The organism is Methanofastidiosum sp. (assembly GCA_035362715.1).
In the GTDB taxonomy this organism is placed as follows: Archaea; Methanobacteriota_B; Thermococci; order Methanofastidiosales; family Methanofastidiosaceae; genus Methanofastidiosum.
Map to the genome: position 1 here is coordinate 80,357 of DAOSDU010000004.1, position 17,144 is coordinate 97,500.

Annotated in this window: 20 protein-coding genes (1 of these 20 cut by a window edge); 9 read left to right on the plus strand and 11 right to left on the minus strand. The window is 35.4% G+C overall.

Going from position 1 to position 17,144, the window contains the following annotated elements; genetic code table 11:
* Positions 1-10: 10 nt before the first annotated feature.
* Genes purF through PLI06_04055 form a run of 5 tightly spaced genes read right to left on the minus strand, consistent with a single transcriptional unit; the run spans position 11 to position 5,657 of the window.
* Positions 11-1,402, minus strand: a complete 1,392-nt coding sequence (purF, locus tag PLI06_04035) for an amidophosphoribosyltransferase (protein ID HOI76766.1) — start codon at positions 1,400-1,402, stop codon at positions 11-13.
* Between the two features lie 2 nt (positions 1,403-1,404).
* A complete protein-coding gene (gene purQ, locus PLI06_04040; protein HOI76767.1) occupies positions 1,405-2,172 on the minus strand; it encodes a phosphoribosylformylglycinamidine synthase subunit PurQ in 768 nt (255 codons plus the stop codon).
* Between the two features lie 4 nt (positions 2,173-2,176).
* On the minus strand, positions 2,177-4,486 hold the full coding sequence (gene purL / locus PLI06_04045) for a phosphoribosylformylglycinamidine synthase subunit PurL (GenBank protein ID HOI76768.1): 2,310 nt from the start codon (positions 4,484-4,486) through the stop codon (positions 2,177-2,179).
* Positions 4,483-4,725, minus strand: coding sequence for a phosphoribosylformylglycinamidine synthase subunit PurS (purS, locus tag PLI06_04050; protein HOI76769.1), 243 nt, complete (start codon positions 4,723-4,725; stop codon positions 4,483-4,485). The genes purL and purS overlap by 4 nt, the downstream gene beginning before the upstream one ends.
* Positions 4,726-4,730: 5 nt before the next feature.
* On the minus strand, positions 4,731-5,657 hold the full coding sequence (locus tag PLI06_04055; protein HOI76770.1) for a phosphoribosylaminoimidazolesuccinocarboxamide synthase: 927 nt from the start codon (positions 5,655-5,657) through the stop codon (positions 4,731-4,733).
* A 152-nt stretch (positions 5,658-5,809) separates the two neighbouring features.
* Between PLI06_04055 and PLI06_04060 the strand changes: the two genes are divergently transcribed.
* Positions 5,810-6,496, plus strand: a complete 687-nt coding sequence (locus PLI06_04060; protein HOI76771.1) for an isoprenylcysteine carboxylmethyltransferase family protein — start codon at positions 5,810-5,812, stop codon at positions 6,494-6,496.
* Positions 6,497-6,499: 3 nt separating this feature from the next.
* Here the strand turns inward: PLI06_04060 and purH are convergent, their stop codons facing one another.
* Entirely contained in the window at positions 6,500-8,101 is a 1,602-nt protein-coding gene (purH, locus tag PLI06_04065) for a bifunctional phosphoribosylaminoimidazolecarboxamide formyltransferase/IMP cyclohydrolase (protein HOI76772.1), read from the minus strand.
* 89 nt (positions 8,102-8,190) lie between these two features.
* Between purH and PLI06_04070 the strand changes: the two genes are divergently transcribed.
* Positions 8,191-9,207, plus strand: a complete 1,017-nt coding sequence (locus PLI06_04070) for a formate--phosphoribosylaminoimidazolecarboxamide ligase (protein HOI76773.1) — start codon at positions 8,191-8,193, stop codon at positions 9,205-9,207.
* Here the strand turns inward: PLI06_04070 and PLI06_04075 are convergent.
* Positions 9,204-9,956 (minus strand): Nif3-like dinuclear metal center hexameric protein, encoded by a 753-nt coding sequence (locus PLI06_04075; GenBank protein HOI76774.1) that lies wholly within the window; start codon positions 9,954-9,956, stop codon positions 9,204-9,206. The two genes, PLI06_04070 and PLI06_04075, sit on opposite strands and share 4 nt — an antisense overlap.
* 51 nt (positions 9,957-10,007) lie before the next feature.
* On the opposite strand from PLI06_04075, the gene PLI06_04080 reads away from it, so the two are divergent.
* Positions 10,008-10,538: a hypothetical protein gene (locus PLI06_04080; protein ID HOI76775.1), complete on the plus strand. Its 531-nt coding sequence runs from the start codon at positions 10,008-10,010 to the stop codon at positions 10,536-10,538.
* On the opposite strand, the gene cutA is transcribed toward PLI06_04080, so the two are convergent.
* Positions 10,522-10,842 carry a divalent-cation tolerance protein CutA gene (gene cutA, locus PLI06_04085; GenBank protein ID HOI76776.1) on the minus strand — a complete coding sequence of 107 codons (321 nt, stop codon included), beginning with the start codon at positions 10,840-10,842 and terminating at the stop codon, positions 10,522-10,524. The genes PLI06_04080 and cutA overlap by 17 nt on opposite strands.
* Positions 10,843-10,856: 14 nt before the next feature.
* Positions 10,857-11,027: a hypothetical protein gene (locus PLI06_04090; protein HOI76777.1), complete on the minus strand. Its 171-nt coding sequence runs from the start codon at positions 11,025-11,027 to the stop codon at positions 10,857-10,859.
* Positions 11,028-11,112: 85 nt separating this feature from the next.
* Between PLI06_04090 and uvrB the strand changes: the two genes are divergently transcribed.
* From uvrB to albA, 4 genes are read left to right on the plus strand one after another with little or no spacing between them, the layout of a single operon-like run.
* A complete protein-coding gene (gene uvrB, locus PLI06_04095; GenBank protein ID HOI76778.1) occupies positions 11,113-13,053 on the plus strand; it encodes an excinuclease ABC subunit UvrB in 1,941 nt (646 codons plus the stop codon).
* 39 nt (positions 13,054-13,092) lie between these two features.
* Positions 13,093-13,407 (plus strand): YbjQ family protein, encoded by a 315-nt coding sequence (locus PLI06_04100; GenBank protein HOI76779.1) that lies wholly within the window; start codon positions 13,093-13,095, stop codon positions 13,405-13,407.
* Between the two features lie 48 nt (positions 13,408-13,455).
* Complete coding sequence (locus PLI06_04105) at positions 13,456-13,638, plus strand: 4Fe-4S binding protein (GenBank protein HOI76780.1); 183 nt, start codon at positions 13,456-13,458, stop codon at positions 13,636-13,638.
* A 2-nt stretch (positions 13,639-13,640) separates the two neighbouring features.
* A complete protein-coding gene (gene albA, locus PLI06_04110; GenBank protein ID HOI76781.1) occupies positions 13,641-13,916 on the plus strand; it encodes a DNA-binding protein Alba in 276 nt (91 codons plus the stop codon).
* A 43-nt stretch (positions 13,917-13,959) separates the two neighbouring features.
* On the opposite strand, the gene PLI06_04115 is transcribed toward albA, so the two are convergent.
* Both PLI06_04115 and PLI06_04120 read right to left on the minus strand, forming a co-directional pair.
* Entirely contained in the window at positions 13,960-14,742 is a 783-nt protein-coding gene (locus PLI06_04115) for an alpha/beta hydrolase (GenBank protein HOI76782.1), read from the minus strand.
* Positions 14,743-14,918: 176 nt separating this feature from the next.
* On the minus strand, positions 14,919-15,971 hold the full coding sequence (locus PLI06_04120; GenBank protein HOI76783.1) for an arginase family protein: 1,053 nt from the start codon (positions 15,969-15,971) through the stop codon (positions 14,919-14,921).
* A 98-nt stretch (positions 15,972-16,069) separates the two neighbouring features.
* Between PLI06_04120 and PLI06_04125 the strand changes: the two genes are divergently transcribed.
* Positions 16,070-16,606, plus strand: coding sequence for a CBS domain-containing protein (locus tag PLI06_04125; protein HOI76784.1), 537 nt, complete (start codon positions 16,070-16,072; stop codon positions 16,604-16,606).
* A gap of 113 nt (positions 16,607-16,719) precedes the next feature.
* Positions 16,720-17,144, plus strand: the 5' portion of a protein-coding gene (locus PLI06_04130) for a CBS domain-containing protein (protein HOI76785.1). It continues 364 nt past the right edge of the window; 425 of the gene's 789 nt are visible here — the first part of the coding sequence; it begins with the start codon at positions 16,720-16,722; its stop codon lies off the right edge, out of view.

The following is a 17,144-nucleotide window of genomic DNA, read 5'->3' on the forward strand; positions in this document are numbered from 1 at the left end:
ATCACTATCCCTATATCTCTCCAGTTCTCTCACATTCCCTTGTTTTTGTTAGGGAATGCCTTGTTTCTTCAGGTATGTGTGTTGGATAATCTCCATTAAGACATGCAAGGCATAGTTCATCTTTTTTAAGCCCAATTGCCTTTACTAGGCCTTTTATCGTCTGGTATGTAACTGAGTCCGCACCAATCATTTCTGCAACATCATCTGTGTTTCGCGCTGCAATTAACTCCTTTTCAGTAGGCATATCTATACCATAATAACATGGATGTTTTATAGGGGGGCAAGTAGAAATCATATGAACTTCTTTGGCGCCATTATCCCTTAGCATTGTAACTATTCTCTTGCTAGTTGTTCCTCTAACAATACTATCATCCACAAGAATTACTCTTTTTCCCCTAATTTCTCCTTTTATGACGTTTAGTTTATCTCTAACTGCCACATCTCTTGATATTTGAGTTGGCATGATGAAAGTTCTTCCAATGTACCTGTTTTTTATCAAACCTTCCCTCTGCTTAATCCCATACTTCTCAGAAAATCCTAAAGCTGCTGTTCTTGCAGTGTCAGGTACAGGTATTACTACATCACCTTCTCCTTCAAATTCTATGTTCCTCCCCAGTTCCATTCTAGCTTCGTAGACACTTTTGCCCTCTATAACAGAATCTGGTCTTGAAAAATAGACCCATTCAAACATACAGTGAGCCCTACCTTTTGGGCATAATAATCTCTTCTCAGCATTATTATCTTCAACAACTATAGCTTCACCAGGCAGTAAATCCCTAACAAGAGAATAACCATTCACGTCAAGACCAACACTTTCAGAAGAAAAAGAAAAGGCAGTTTCATCCAAATTCGTTTTCTCTCCGAATACTAATGGTCTGTTTCCATACGGGTCTCTGAAAGCTATGAGTTTTTTTGGTAACATCATAACTGCAGAATAGCTGCCATCAATTCTTTCCATAGTTCCTTTGATGGCCTCAAAAGTATCGTTTTTCATTAACTCTTCTGAAAGAATATTTATCATGACCTCGGTGTCTGACTTTGAATGAATGCATCTATGCTTCCCTTCAAGTTCCACCTTTAAATCCTGATAATTCGTAATATTACCGTTATGTGCAAGACCGATTCCATAAGGATAGCTCAAAAAGAAAGGCTGAGCTTCACAAAGGGTATTTGTTCCAGCTGTTGGATACCTTACATGCCCTATGGCTTTAGAACCTTCAAGCTTTGATAACTCTTCCTTATTGAAAACATTCAACACAAGACCTTTTTCCTTTTTCTGATGGACTATCCCATCAAATGATAGTATACCCGCAGAATCTTGTCCCCTGTGCTGAATAGCTAAAAGCCCTCTATAGCACTCATATGCAGAATTATTCGATGAAGTACCTAATATGCCGCACATTTTTATTTTTCCTCTATATATTTTAAAACCGATTCAAAGAGTTTCATACCCGAATTCCCATTCTTATTTTTATCGAAATAAGCCCTTTCTGGATGTGGCATCATCCCGAATACATTTCCAGCCTCATTACAAATACCGGCTATATTGTGTGCCGAGCCATTTGGATTCCAAGGATATCCCGCATATTCTCCGTCTTTATCGACATATCTAAATACAACTTGATCATTTTCAAATAATCTATCAAAGTATTCTTTTTCCTTTTCTCTTGGAAACAGTAGCTTCCCTTCTCCATGAGCTGATGGAACAAGCATTACTTCTCCTCTAGGTATATTTCTTGTGAAGACACACTTGCCTTTGTTTTCATGTTTTAGTAATGTTGGTCTACATTCAAATCTTGCAGAATTATTCAAAAATAGACATGCATCAGGATAATCCATTCTTTTAAATCCAGGTAGGACTCCAAGCTCAACTAGAACTTGAAATCCATTACAAATTCCGCCTACAGGCCAGCCTTCGTCTATGAATTTATGCAAGTCATTTGCCATCCTTGCTCTAATCCTTGAGGCAAATATTGCCCCAGCTCTTACATAATCTCCGGCAGAAAATCCCCCGGGGATCATAAGGCAATTATAATCAAATATATCTTTGAGATCTTTCAAATGAACAAGTTCAGGAGATGCCCCTAATCTCTTGAAAGCGTAGTACATCTCATCTTCATTGTTTGTTCCTTCTATTCTTAAAACACAAACTTTAATCTCAGACCTGTCCATTGAATCACCCCATATGCTCCCAGATTGCGTTTTTCCATTTATCCCTTAATTTCTCAACAGGAGTATCTATTATTGTATTCCCATTCTGTTTTATCCGTAGATTTTTTCCTGATACTTTTCCAATTTTTATGAAAGGTACTTTATTTTTATTAAACAGTGATTCAAACTCTTTTTCGTCTTTAACTTCAACTACCCATCTGGTATTTGATTCTGAAAAGAAAAATTCGTCTGCCCTCATACCTTTTATAATTGGCAATTCAATTTCTGCGCCATAATCACTGCCAAATGCCATTTCAGCAATAGCAACGGCTAAGCCCCCTTCGCTTAAATCATGACAGCTTTTCACAATACCATTTTGCATAGAATCAAGTAGGACCTTTGAATAATGTATCAAGTTCTCTGGATTCATTTTAGGGGCAATTCCCCCGTCTATTCCTAAAATCCTGTAGTATAATGAACCACCAAATTCTCTTTCAGTATTACCAATAAGATATATTGAATTTTGTTCTTTCTTGAAGTTGGAACTGATTTTTTTATCTACATCATCAATTATACCGATTCCAACGATAGTTGGCGTTGGGGGGCAACTCCCAACCATGCTTTCATTGTAAAGGCTTACATTGCCTGATGAAAATGATACCTGGAGATCTTTTGTAGCAAAGTTTAATCCCATCACAGCTTGATAAAAGTCCCCGAACCTCTCGGGTTTCTCGGGATTTCCAAAGTTGAGACAATCTGCCAAAGAGTGAGGTTTACCGCCAACTGCAACTATATTTCTGTAGATTTCATCTATAGCAGAGGCTGCTCCCCAGTAAGGATCATATTCCAATAAGAATGGATTTACCGCTGTTGAGATAACTAATCCCTTGTTAAGCTCCTCTACTGGCTTTATAATAGCAGAGTCTTGTGGTGAAAAGTTAACAACATCCCCGTATAGTGGAGTAAGTGAAGTTGATCCTCTAACAGTATGGTCATATTGAAGAATAACCCAATCCTTTGATGCGATATTTGGGTCTGAAAGCATCTTGATTAATATTTCATTTGCATCTTTAGGTGCTTGAGTTTGGATATCTTTCTGGGCTCTTTGAACAACTTTGACATCTCTTGCATATAGTGGTCCACCTGTTAAAAATTCTGAATCCATGTCAAATATCTTCTCTCCTTCGTAGTATACCAAGACTCTCCTCTCAGTAATCGTTTCACCAATAATGGCTGCATTAACATCCCACTTGTCAAAAATATCAAGAACTTTCTTCAGATTTTCTTTTGAAACGGCAAGCATCATCCTTTCTTGGGATTCTGATACCCATATTTCCCAGGGTTTCATCCCTTTTTCTTTTAACAATACCTTTTCTAAATTGACCTTAGCTCCAAAACCACCAGCGTGGGCCATTTCTCCTACTACGCACGATAAGCCCCCGCCACCCAAATCCTTCATACCGTTCAGAAGTTTTTTTGTATTAGCTTCAAGGCAAGCATGGATTAACGGTTCTTTTGTTATTGGGTCTCCCACTTGAACTGCAGAACGTGAAGATGTTTCTGACTCTTCATCAAGCTCTGCGGATGCGAAGTTTACACCATGAATACCATCTCTGCCGGTCTTCCCACCGACCATAACGAAGATATCCCCAAGCTCTTTGACTCTACTGTGGATTATATCGTCCTTCTTAATTATCCCAACACATCCGACATTTACAAGGCAGTTACCTGTATATCCTGGGTGGAAGTAAACTGACCCAGATACAGTTGGTATTCCTACTCTGTTCCCATAGTCCCTAATTCCAGCAACTACGCCTCTAAATATGAATTCAGGATGCTTTATACCCTTTGGTAGTTGGTCGTAAGGTAAATCTAGTGGCCCAAAAAATATAGGGTCTATTAGAGCAACAGGTTGCGCCCCCATACATACAACATCTCTAAGAATCCCACCAATTCCCGTAGCCGCTCCTCCATATGGCTCAACTGCAGATGGATGATTGTGGCTTTCTAGAGCCAAAACATAAGCATAATCTTTATCAAACTCTACTACTCCGGCGTCTTCCTTTATGACAAAAATATTCTGTGGAGCCTCAATATTAAAAATAAATTTTTTCAATAAACTCTTTGATGATTTGTAACAGCAGTGTTCTGACCATGCCTGGCCTATAGCCTGTATTTCGATATCTGTTGGATTCCTACCTTGCTCTCTAAAGTAATTTTTGACTGACTTCATTTCATCTAAGGAAAGTCCTATCCCTATCTTCCTACTTAACTCTAGAAGTTTTTCGTCAGGCAAGTCAAGATTAATTTCAAAAACATTTTGTTTGCTACTCATTTTATCATTTCCACTTCATAATCGTGGATTACAGGATTAATCAGGAGTTTTTTGCACATCATGTCAACGTCTTCTCTGATCTTCTTTTCATCCTTTCCACTTATCTCTATGACGTAGCTTCTTTTTACTTCAACATTTTCGACATTATCAAAACTTAGTAATTTCAGGGATTTTTTGATATTAAGGCCCTCAGGGTCTGTAATTCCTTCTTTTAATCCAACTTTAATTTCTACCTTCAAATAAATCACCTAAATTTTTCTCCAGTAATTCTTTCATACATATTTATGTAAAGATTGGATACATCCTTCACCATATTTTCAGGTAATGCAGGTATATCTGGTTCTGGTCGACCTTCATCCCTTGCATCGTATAACGATTTTTTGTATCCTGTCTTAATATAATATTGCCTTACAAATTCCTTTGAAAGTTCTACCATCTGCCCTTCTTCGTAAAGTTTTTTATCCCAGAATCTATCTTCGTCTGCAGTTCCAAAGACGTCAATAAACATCAGAGTTCTGTCTTCATTCATCCCGAACTCCTTTTTTCCATCAACATGAATCAAGCCACCTTTTTCTACTATCTTTGACATCCTTGAATCCATTTTGATTATTGTTTCAAGAATATTCTTGTATTCTTCTTCTGTAAGTTTAGATATGATCAAGGCTTCCTTCTTTTCCAATGGTCTATCCACAGGTTCAAGCTTTGTTGATGTTTCAATAAAGGGCTCAGGCAGCTCTTCTCCATATTCAACTGTTTTTTTACTAAATCCAAGTTCTTTTGGATCTATCTTGCCCTTATTTATCCTATCATGGAGGGAACCTGCAACGTAGTGTCTGCAAATAAATTCTAACGGGATAAGATAATTTTTTGTCTTGTGATCAATTTTATTATAATCGTGAATGATGTTGACCCTCTTGACCAACATCTTGTTTTTATCTGTTATTTTTATGAAGTGAGTTAGGAATCCTAACTTCTCTGCCTCTTTAAGCCAGAAAGCCCCTTCCCTACAAAGTGTTTCTCCTTTGAAAGGAATTTTAGAGGGAATTATTTTGTCAAAGACAGATATCCTGTCAGTAAATTCAAATTCAATTTCCTTATCAGAAACATCGTAAACTCTCTTAACTTTTCCTTCTCTTGAAAAACTAGTAGAGGTATCACTTGGGGTACTCATATTTGACTTTATTATATCTGATATTTAAATATATTTATCATTAAATTTAGAGATTTTGATAATTTAGATTTTCTTAATAAATTGAAGACGGGCAACAAGCATATTCTATAAAGAATCCTTAACTTTAAATAATTACAACGATATCCTAAGCCATGCCCAAAACAAAATTAAGTCATAAAATCATAATTAGAGGAATTCTTAGTTATGGCTTGATACTCGCCCTTACCTTTATTTGCGCAGGCCGTTTAAACTACTGGCAAGGTTGGATCTATAATGGATTGAATATTCTTTTTGTTTTACTAACTTATTATTATTTGTCAGATGACACCGGGCTAATTGCAGAACGATTAAAGCCAGGAGAGGGAATGAAAAGCTGGGATAAAATATACTTCATGGTATCCTCCCCTTCTTATTTTGTCATGATAATTTTATCTGCTCTTGATGTTGGTCGTTTTGGTTGGACTCCGAAGCTTCCTTTATTAGGTGTAATTGTTGGTATTCTTCTTTACATAATTGGGCAATCAATATTCTTATGGGCAAAGAAATCGAATAAATTCTTCTCTACAGTTGTTAGAATCCAAAAAGAAAGAGGGCACAAAGTATGTAAAGGTGGACCATACGCATACGTAAGGCATCCTGGCTACATTAGCGGAATAATGTATACTTTTGCAACACCTTTGGTATTGGGATCTTTCTGGGGATTAACAATTAATTTATTTACAATCGTGCCATTATTAGTAAGAACTTACCTTGAAGATACAACTTTACAGAAAGAACTAGATGGCTATCTTGAATATACTAAAGAAGTTAAATATAGATTAATCCCAAGGATATGGTAGATATTAGTGATTGAAGTATCTCATTCCAGTGAAGATCATAGAGATGCCAAATTTATTTGATGTTTCTATTACCTCTTTGTCCCTTATTGAGCCTCCAGACTGGATAATGAATTTTATATTATGCTCGGCTGCAACTCTAACAGTATCATCGAACGGGAAGAAGGCATCAGAAACTAGAACACACTCTGATATCTTTTCTTTGAAAAAGACCTCTTTGTCAATATTTGGCTTTTCTTCATTCCACATATTTTCAAGATTCTCATATATTTTTGGTATTGCAAGTTTTTTAAGTGAGTCAACTCTATTTGGCTGTCCAACTCCACTTCCTAATACCTTAAACTGACCTTTTTCGTATTCCATCCCCAAAACAATTGAGTTTGACTTTGTATATTTAGTTGCTATAATTGTAAAAAGGCCTAAATCCTTTTTACTATCGGGAAATTTTTCATTTGTAACGCATTCCCATTTTTCATAAAGACCTTTTGGTCGATCCTGTTCAATAATCCCACCAATCAAATATTTGTAAACTTTTTCTTCAGAAGTGAAAAGTTTTCCCGTTTCAAGGATTCTCAAATCTTTGCTCTTGTTCTTCAAAAATTCTAATGCATCCGCATCGAAAGAAGGAGCAACTATTACTTCAACAAATTTACCTTTGAGAAAAGAAGCTGTTTCTAAATCTACTTTTCTCGTCAAAGCTATTATACTACCGTATGCTGATACTCTATCCCCATCCCATGCATTTTTCAATGCGCCAAGTAGAGTCTTTCCTGTAGCAATACCACAAGGATTTAGATGTTTCACAATTACTGCTGCATTGTAATGAGAAAGTTCCTTTGCAGCATTTAGCGCAGCTTCAATATCAAGATAATTATTATAAGAAAGAGCCTTGCCGTGAAGCTGTTTCATGTTTGATGCTGACGGCTCAACAGTATCTTTTTTGAAAAAACGTGCTTTTTGATGCCAATTCTCCCCATATCTTAGATCCTTACCAGAATCATAAGAAAGTCTTAATTTCTTATTTTCAGTTAGGGCTTCTGAAAGATAAGAATCAATTGCACTATCGTAATCAGCGGTGTGGGAAAAAGCCTTGACACATAATTTCTTTCGTGTTTCGTAAGAGGTATTTCCTTTTTCTAACAACTCTTTAGTGACGCCACTATAATCTGATGGGTCCACAATAACAGTTACATATTTGAAATTTTTAGCAGCTGCCCTTAGAAGAGTTACTCCGCCGATGTCAATGTTTTCAATTGCATCTTCAAGAGAAGGATTTTTTGCAACAGTTTCTTTGAAAGCATACAAGTTACATACAACAACATCTATTGGTTTTATCCCTTCTGAACTTATTTCATTTTCATGCCCTTTGTCATCCCTGATATATAGAATTCCACCATGGATATTTGGATGTAGAGTTTTTACCCTACCTCCAATCATTTCTTTAAATCCTGTAATTTTTTCAATTGGAGTTGCATCTATACCATTTTCCAAAAGAAATTTTAATGTGCCCCCAGTCGATACAATTTCAAAGCCAAGTTCAGATAAAGTTTTTGCAAACGTTTCGAGGCCATTTTTATTTGTAACGCTAATTAGTGCTCTTCTTTCCATCACTTTGGCACGTTCGGAATGTTAATTTAAATAATTTTCTCTTTTCAACTACAGAAAGTTTTAAGTATTATAACTTAAGTTAATACTCAATGGCTGTAAATGATTATACTATTGCGACACTTGGAAGTCATTCCGCCCTTCAAATATTAAAGGGTGCAAAAGATGAGGGATTTAAGACCTTATGTATAGCAAAAAAAGGAGCAGAAAAAGTTTACAGAAGTTTTGGTGTAGCCGATGAAATTCTACTTGTTGATCATTTCAAAGAGCTTTTTTCCTTGCAAGATGAATTAATAAAAAGGAATACCATCCTTATACCACACGGTTCTTTTATTGCTTATATGAAAATAGATGACTTCAAAGACTTGAAGGTAATGTACTTTGGTAATAAAGACGTGCTAGAATGGGAGTCTTCACGAGAACTTGAAAGGCAATGGTTAACTGATGCAAATATAAAAATTCCAAGAATATTTGATACCCCAGAAGATATTGATAGGCCAGTAATTGTAAAGTTTTATGGTGCACAAGGGGGAAAGGGATATTTTCTTGCCAAAGATACAAAGGATTTTCATGAAAAAATTTGTGATCATATTAACGAGCAATATGTAATCCAAGAGTATATCATTGGAGTACCTGCATATTTCCATTATTTTTACAGTCCGTTAAATAATGAACTAGAAATAATGAGCTTCGATAAAAGATATGAGAGTAATGTAGACTCTATTGGAAGGATCTCTGCAAGAGATCAATTTGCACTAAAGAAGATAGACCCAAGTTATGTCGTAGTTGGGAATATTCCAATAACTGTCAGAGAGTCATTGCTACCTGAAATATTTGACATGGGTGAGAGAGTAATTGAAAAGTCAAAAAAGTTAATTTCTAAACAAGGTCTGTTTGGCCCATTCTGTCTTGAAGGTGTAATTACACCAGAGGAAGATATATTCATATTTGAAATTTCAGCTAGAATTGTAGCGGGCACAAATCTTTTCGAACCATATTCACCTTATACTTATATCAAATACGGAAAGCCTATGTCAACAGGAAGAAGAATAGCCTTAGAGATTAAAAATGCAATAAATAATGATAGGCTTTCAGATATAGTTTGCTAGAGGCCTGTCGGTATATCTATAAACTCTGTTTTTATGCCATATTTCTCTTCAACTTTTTTTCCTAGAGCCTTTACCCCGAGCTTTTCAGTAGCATAGTGTCCTGCAAATATTAAATTTATTCCAGCTTCTTTTGCAATATGATAGATAGTGTGTGAAGGTTCACCAGTAATAAATAGGTCCAATCCTTCTTTGATGCAATCCTCAAAAGCAGACCCACCACCACCACTAACTATTCCAACAGATATAATCTTATCAGGCCCAAACTGGAAAGAATCAATTTTTGCAGGAAGAGTTTTTTCTAGGGTTTTAGATATATCTGTTATAGTTTTCAATTTTTCATATTTTCCTTTGAATCCTATCTTTACTCCATGGTAGGCTCCAAATGGCTCGGGATCAGAAAGATTTAATATTTTTATTAGCTCTATGTTATTTCCAACTTCTGGATGCATATCGAGAGGCAGATGTACGGCATATAAGGAAATACCATTTTCCAAAAGATAAGAAATTCTTTCTTTCACAAGGCCCCTTATACATTTTAATCCACCCCAGATTAGCCCGTGGTGGACTATCAAGAGATCGGCCTTTCTTTTCGAAGCCTCTTTGAAAATTTCCAGAGAACTGTCTACGCCTAGGCATATTTTTTTGACTTCTTTTTTTCCTTCTATTTGTAATCCGTTTGCAGATACATCATCTATCTCATTAACTCTAAGATAATCGTCCATATAGCTAACAAGCTCATTAAGTTCCATGAAGATAAATTTGAAAAGGCATTTAAATAACTTATACTTACTCCAAATTACATGGACGTAGAACTGATATGGGACCTTGACTCTTTCTTAAAAAGACTTGAAACGCTCAGAGAAAAAGGGGTAGTTTTTGGTATATACAAAAATATTCTCCATGTTGAGGAATTAGCTGCACTAAAAGAATTAGAAAAGGAAAGAAAACAACCCCTATTAATTTCTGAAGATAACGAAGATAGTTATTATGAAAAAGTAAAGATTTGCAAAATGATTCTCTTGGACATAAAAAATGGTGGGCAGTTCTATGAAAAACTGATAAAAGCCATACCAGAAATAGCACCCATTAAATATGAAGAAATAAAGAGAATTGGATTTGATGAAGGCTATAATTATTTCTATGTTAAAACTAAAGATGATAAAGAGATTAAACTCGATGAAGAAGATCTCTTAATAGTATATGATAAATTCTATAGATCACCTGACCTATTTGATTTTGAAACTATATACTACGGTGACAAGATTTTTTCATGCCATAAATATTCTGATTTTGATTGCTCAAAAGTATTTGAAGTTAAGGAAGAGACTTAGTTTGATCTTCTACCCATTTTAGATATTTGCTGAATCCTTTTTTTATATCAAAAGCTAATATCTCTGGAATTTCATAAGGATGATTCTTCTTAATGAGGTCTTCCACTTCCTGATATTTTTCATCAGTTGTCTTAATTAATAGAATTATTTCACTGGAGTTTTCTATTGTTTCCTTCCACCAATAGAGACTATTTACATCTTTTATTATATTAACACAGGCAGCAACTTTATTCTCTAGTAATATCTTTGATAGATTGTAAGCTGTGTCTTCATTTGGTACTGTTGATATGACTAATAGAGTCATGTGATTAATTATAACTATAAGTTTAAATTAATATGTTTAAATTCTGCAAATCTTATCCTATAGTTTTTCTTTGCAGATATTACAAGCCATTTGGCCAGGATGCAAACGCCACAGACACAGAGAAGTACGCCTTCACGGGCCAGTACAACGAAGCAGAAATCGGTCTGTACTATTACTCTTGACATCATTTCCTTATCAATCTTTGAATTATAATAGAAACTAAAACTTCACACTAAAAAGCTATTTAAAATAATTCGAGTTTTGTTAAATGTGGGAGACTTCAAACTTTTTTCTGAATTTCAACCTAACGGTGACCAACCCCAAGCAATAAGTGAGCTTAACCAAGGCATAGAAAAGGGATACAAATACCAGACACTTCTTGGAGTTACAGGTTCAGGAAAAACATTCACAATTGCTAATTTGATTGAGAAATATAATAAGCCCACACTTATTATTTCTCCAAATAAGACTTTAGCATCCCAGCTTTTTTCTGAATTCAAAGCATTTTTCCCAGAGAACGCTGTTGGATATTTTGTCAGTTATTATGACTATTATCAACCTGAAGCATATCTTCCCCACACAGATACCTATATTGAAAAAGATGTTTCTATAAATGAAGAATTAACAAGAATGAGGCACTCTGCAACAGCCTCTCTTCTTTCAAGGAGCGACTGCATAATCGTAGCAAGTGTTTCATGCATTTACGGTCTTGGCTCTCCGGAGACATATAAAGAGATGGGTACTTTCATAAGGAAAAATGAGCAGATCGATAGGGATGATTTTCTAAAAAAACTAGTTTCGATGCAGTATGAGCGAGATGATTCAGATTTTAAAAGTGGAACATTTAGGGCAAGAGGGGATGTAGTAGAACTCTTTCCCTTGTTCACAGATTATATAGTAAGAGTTGAATTTTTTGGTGACGAAATAACAAAAATCAGAAAAATTCATCCTATTAACTTTTCAGATATGGGAGAAATTGAAAATATTTACATCTATCCTGCGAGCCACTACCTTATACCTCAAGACACTATAGGCAAAGTCATAACTGAAATTCAAAATGAACTTGAAGTAGTATTGTCTGATTTAAATTCTCAAGGTAAATTCATAGAGGCGCATAGAATTGAAACAAGAACTAAATATGACATAGAGATGATGCAGGAAATGGGGTACTGCAAAGGCATTGAAAATTATTCTCGTTATTTTGCTGGAAGGAAGGCAGGGGAAAAACCTGACACATTAATTAACTATTTCCCAAAGGATTTTCTTTTGATAATAGATGAATCCCATATCACAGTTCCTCAGATTAGGGGAATGTATGAAGGAGATAAATCAAGAAAAGAAACACTTGTCAACTATGGGTTTAGACTACCTTCCGCACTTGACAATAGACCATTAAGATACAATGAATTTGAAACTCTTTTGAATCAAGTCATATTTGTTTCTGCAACTCCTGCCGATTATGAATTGGGCATATCTGATAAAGTTGTTGAACAAATTGTAAGGCCAACAGGATTGATAGATCCAGTTGTAGTTATTAAGAAAAGAGAAGGGCAGATTGATGACCTTGTTTCTGAAGTCAAAAAGAGAATTGAAAATAATGAAAGAACGCTAGTCTTAACCCTTACAAAGAGGATGGCAGAAGATTTAACTGACTACCTTATTGAATTGGGGATAAATGCAAGATATCTCCATTCTGAAATTGATACTTTACAGAGGGTAGAGCTATTACGTGAACTTAGAGCCGGAACATATGATTGTCTTGTAGGTATCAATCTACTAAGAGAAGGGCTTGACCTCCCCGAAGTCTCTTTGATTGCAATCCTAGATGCAGATAAAGAAGGATACCTTAGATCTACAACTTCTTTGATACAGATTATGGGGCGAGTCGCAAGAAATGTATCTGGCACCGTTATAATGTATGCAGATAAAGTCACATCTTCAATGAAAAGGGCAATTGATGAAACTGAAAGGAGAAGAAAGATCCAGACAGAGTACAATATTAAGAACAATATAACTCCACAAACGATTAAGAAAAAAATCGAGGTCTCCGAAAAAGATCAAGAAGATTACAAAATATCAAAAGTTGAAGATCCAGAAGAGTATTTGGCGTATCTTCATGATGAGATGATCAAAGCTGCAAATAACTTGGATTTCGAAAAAGCTGCATATTTGAGGGATAGAATAAAGGAAATTTCCATTTTCTTGGATTAAATATTTAAAGGCTTACCTTCAAGAGTTTTAGGTGGTAGCGTGATAATTACAACTACGGACTTCATACCAGGTAGCGAAATTGAAAAAATAATTGGAGTGGTATCTGGTAACTCAATTAGAGCAAAACACATTGGTAAAGACATTGTTGCCGGCCTTAGAACAGTCGTGGGCGGAGAAATTACTGAGTATACTGAAATGCTTTCAGAATCTAGGCGTGAAGCATTGAAAAGAATGATGGAAGACGCGCAAAGTGTAGGTGCAGATGCCGTCATAAACATAAGATACTCCACAAGCGCTGTAATGACGGGTGCTGCCGAGATGTTAGCATACGGAACGGCAGTAAAGTTGAAATAACGGGTAAACTTATATATTAAAATTAAAAAAAGCGCTTGAGGTTATCAAATGTCAAAGGTAACAGTAAACGATGACTGTACAGGATGTGGAATTTGCATATCAACATGTCCCGTAGGAGTATTTGAAATACAAGGAGATGTAGCAGTAGTAATTAATGAAAAAGAGTGTATAGCTTGTCTCCTCTGTGTTAACGAATGTGCAGCAAACGCAATAACCGTAGAGGAGGATTAGAAATGTCAGACGAGAATATCGTATTTGTCGGAAGTAAACCTGTAATGAACTATGTTTTAGCTGTTGTAACACAGCTTAACAAAAAAGAAACAGACAATGTAGTAATAAAAGCAAGAGGAAGAGCCATTTCACGAGCAGTCGACGTAGCAGAAATTGTCAGAAACAAATTCGTAGTAGACGTTAACGTACAAAAAATATCTACATCAACAGAAACAATTACACGAGATGATAACTCAAGTGCCAATGTTTCTGCAATTGAGATAACTCTTGCAAGATAAGATAAAAAATTTTTATTATTTTTAATTTACTTATACAAAAAACCTATTTTAAAAATCCTGCTATCTCTTGGGTAAATTTATCAGGATATTGGAACATCAAAGCATGTCCTGCCCCATCAACTAAAATAAGTTTCGAATTGGATATTTTGCTAGCTAGGTATTCAGAATTTGCAGGAGGAACAAGTATGTCTTCTTTTCCAGCAATAACTAAAGTCTTATTATTTATTGATGAAATCCTACTGCAAGTTCCTTCCCATTTTCCAATGGCCATAGCTTGTTTTCCAATATTTTCAGGTTTTATGTTGCCCAAAGGCCTATAGAATATTTCTTTTATCCTTTCGCCATTGTTTTTTATCCACTCACTAGGAAAAATTACACTGATCCATCTCGCCCCTTGCTCTTCTGGCGTGCCCGAAGTATCTTCTAAGGCTGACAATACTTCAGGAGAAGGAGGGAACATTTCTGGACTGCACACAGATGCATAAAGCACAAGTTTGTTAATTTTTTCAGGATGCTTCAAAGCTAATTCTTGCGCTATGTAGGAACCCATCGACCATCCAAGAACATGAGCCTTTTCAATTTCCAGAGCATTCATTAGTCCATAAGTATCTTCGGCAAATTGTTCTATCGTAAAATCATTTTGCCCTTCACTAGTTTCACCAATTCCTCTATTGTCAAATATTATAACTTTATACTCTTTTGAAAAAGAATTAATGAGTTGATCTTCCCACATATCCATAGTACTACCGTATCCCATTATCATAACTAAAGGATATCCTTCCCCATAAGTCCTGTAACTAATATTTATGTCACCAACTTTTGCCATGCCCTCTCCTCTGTCTAAGCTTTTATTGGCTTTATCTCTACTTTCATTATTAAGTAATAAAAATATACAAATAATTCCAACAATAAATATCATAATGATTAGTATTTTGTATAATCTTTTCATATAATCATTTGATTGCTTGAGTTATTAAGAGTTTGTACTTTAAGTAAGATAATTTATTTGAATATTCTCCTGACTACTTCTAAAGATATATCATAAGTTTTATCATAACTCTTGCCAAATCTCTGACCTGCTTTGGACTGGTCTATCTCCATTACATCGGCACCTACAATCTCTATTTTTTTCTCTTTGGTATATTTGTTCAAGGCATCTATGATCCTGTAAATTTCCGATTCTTCAAGTCCAAGGTAGTCCAAGAATCTAGCACCAGTCAAAGCTTGTCTTGAACCAATATCGATGTCGACTGAAACATAGACATAAGGAGTCTTAATTTTTTCAAAGACTTTTTTGAGTGCCATCTCAAAGTTTGCTTTCAATTTATTTTTTGGTAGGATGGTGACACCGTCATCTTCAAACTTTCGATAAAACTCGAAATATTCCCTTATTCGTGGGTCTCTTGCATCTTTCGCAGCATTTGGGGGGTAGTCTGAAACTCCTAGCACAAAGAGATTCTTAGGTAGTATCTTCTTTTCCTTTAAAAGGAAGTAAAGGAAAGAATCAGCATTAAAGCTGTCAACTCTGTTATATAAATAAGGATCATCTTTTGAAAATTTGGTATTTGGATTAAATTCAATATCGTGCTGGATTAATTTTAATCTCTGGGTAGGGATTATGCCGTCAAAATGGCTATCGAGCATTACTACAGAGATATTAGTTTTCCCATATTTTTCTGCCAAAGCTTCGATACACCCACCTGTTCCAGAATGGTCAACACCAATCATCAGCGGAATATCTGGTAGTATCTTTTCTTTAATGAACTCTTTCACCTTAGAAGCATATTCTCTGCATCCGTCAGCATCTATAAAAGCTACAATACTATCAACACCGACCATAAAAAGGTCTTCTTTATTTGGTGCAGGTACTAACCAGGGCTCAACATCTACTTTCCCAGCTTTTGTATATTTTACTTCATTGGAATCCTTTAGCTTTCCGGACACAATTTCATAAGGATCATTAATATTGGAGTCTGTATTTGATAATTTATTAAATACTGACTCTTCTCTTTCATCAGGGTCTAAGTTTAATCCAAATACCTTTATATTCTTCATTTAGTCACAAAGACAATTTTTATAATCGCCTTTTAACCTTTACTCCAAAGACTTAAATATTTATAAAACTTAATGAGCTTGTTAATGTAGGTGTTTGGATGCTTGATGTACCTCTATCTAAGGTTATAAAACGTGATATAATCCTGATGAAACCCAAAGACACTGTTTCAAGTGCAGCCAGAGTAATGACTAAAGACAATTCTAATGCAGTAGTGGTAGTAGATGAAGGTGAGCCTGTTGGTATAGTCTCTGAAAGGGATATCCTAAGAGAGGTTGTATCAAAAAAGAGAAAACCTTCAGAAGTAACTCTAGAAACAATAATGACTTCGCCAGTTGTTACAATTAGCAGTGGCAAGATGATAAGAGATGCCTCAGAATTAATAACCCAAGAGAAGATTAGAAATTTGGTAGTTATGGACGAAGGCATACCCGTGGCAATAATTACTCCTAGGGATATATTGTCGTTATCCTTTGAGGAGTGGAGATTTGAACCTGATGATAGTGCTATAGCCACACCGCCTCCTGAAGGAGGTATTTGTGAGATGTGTGGCACATATACATCCGCATTAAAACTTGTAAACGGACAGTTTGTATGTGACGATTGCAAGGAAATCATGGAAGAAGAGAACTATTAATCCATATTTTGGTGCAGGTGATAAAATGGTTTCCTTTGCCAGAATAGGTGTTAAAATCTTATTTTGTTATTTTATGTTTTATTGTTATTTTAAAAATTGAAGGTGGTGATTGAATGGATGTAAGAGAAATAATGAAACGCCCAATAAAAGTAGATAAAGACCGAAAACTGTCAGACGCAATAAAATTAATGGAAAAGAAGGGAGTTTTAAGGCTTCCAGTAGTTAACGATGGGAAACTTATGGGAATATTGACCGCAAGCAATATAATTGAAAAGATTGGAGATCCAAGAAGCTTAAACTTAGATGTTTCATCGTTCCATATATCCTCTTCTATAACTAAAAACCCTTATACGATATCTGCAGAAGACAACGTGAAAAAGGCATTGGAATTCTTCAGAAGTGATTACATATCTATACTTCCAGTAGTTGAGGGTGAAGAAATGGTTGGTGTGATTACAAGGAGACATATGATACCATTAGTTGAATCAAAAGGAACAATCGGCGATGCAATGACTAAGAAATATGGCACTCTATCATG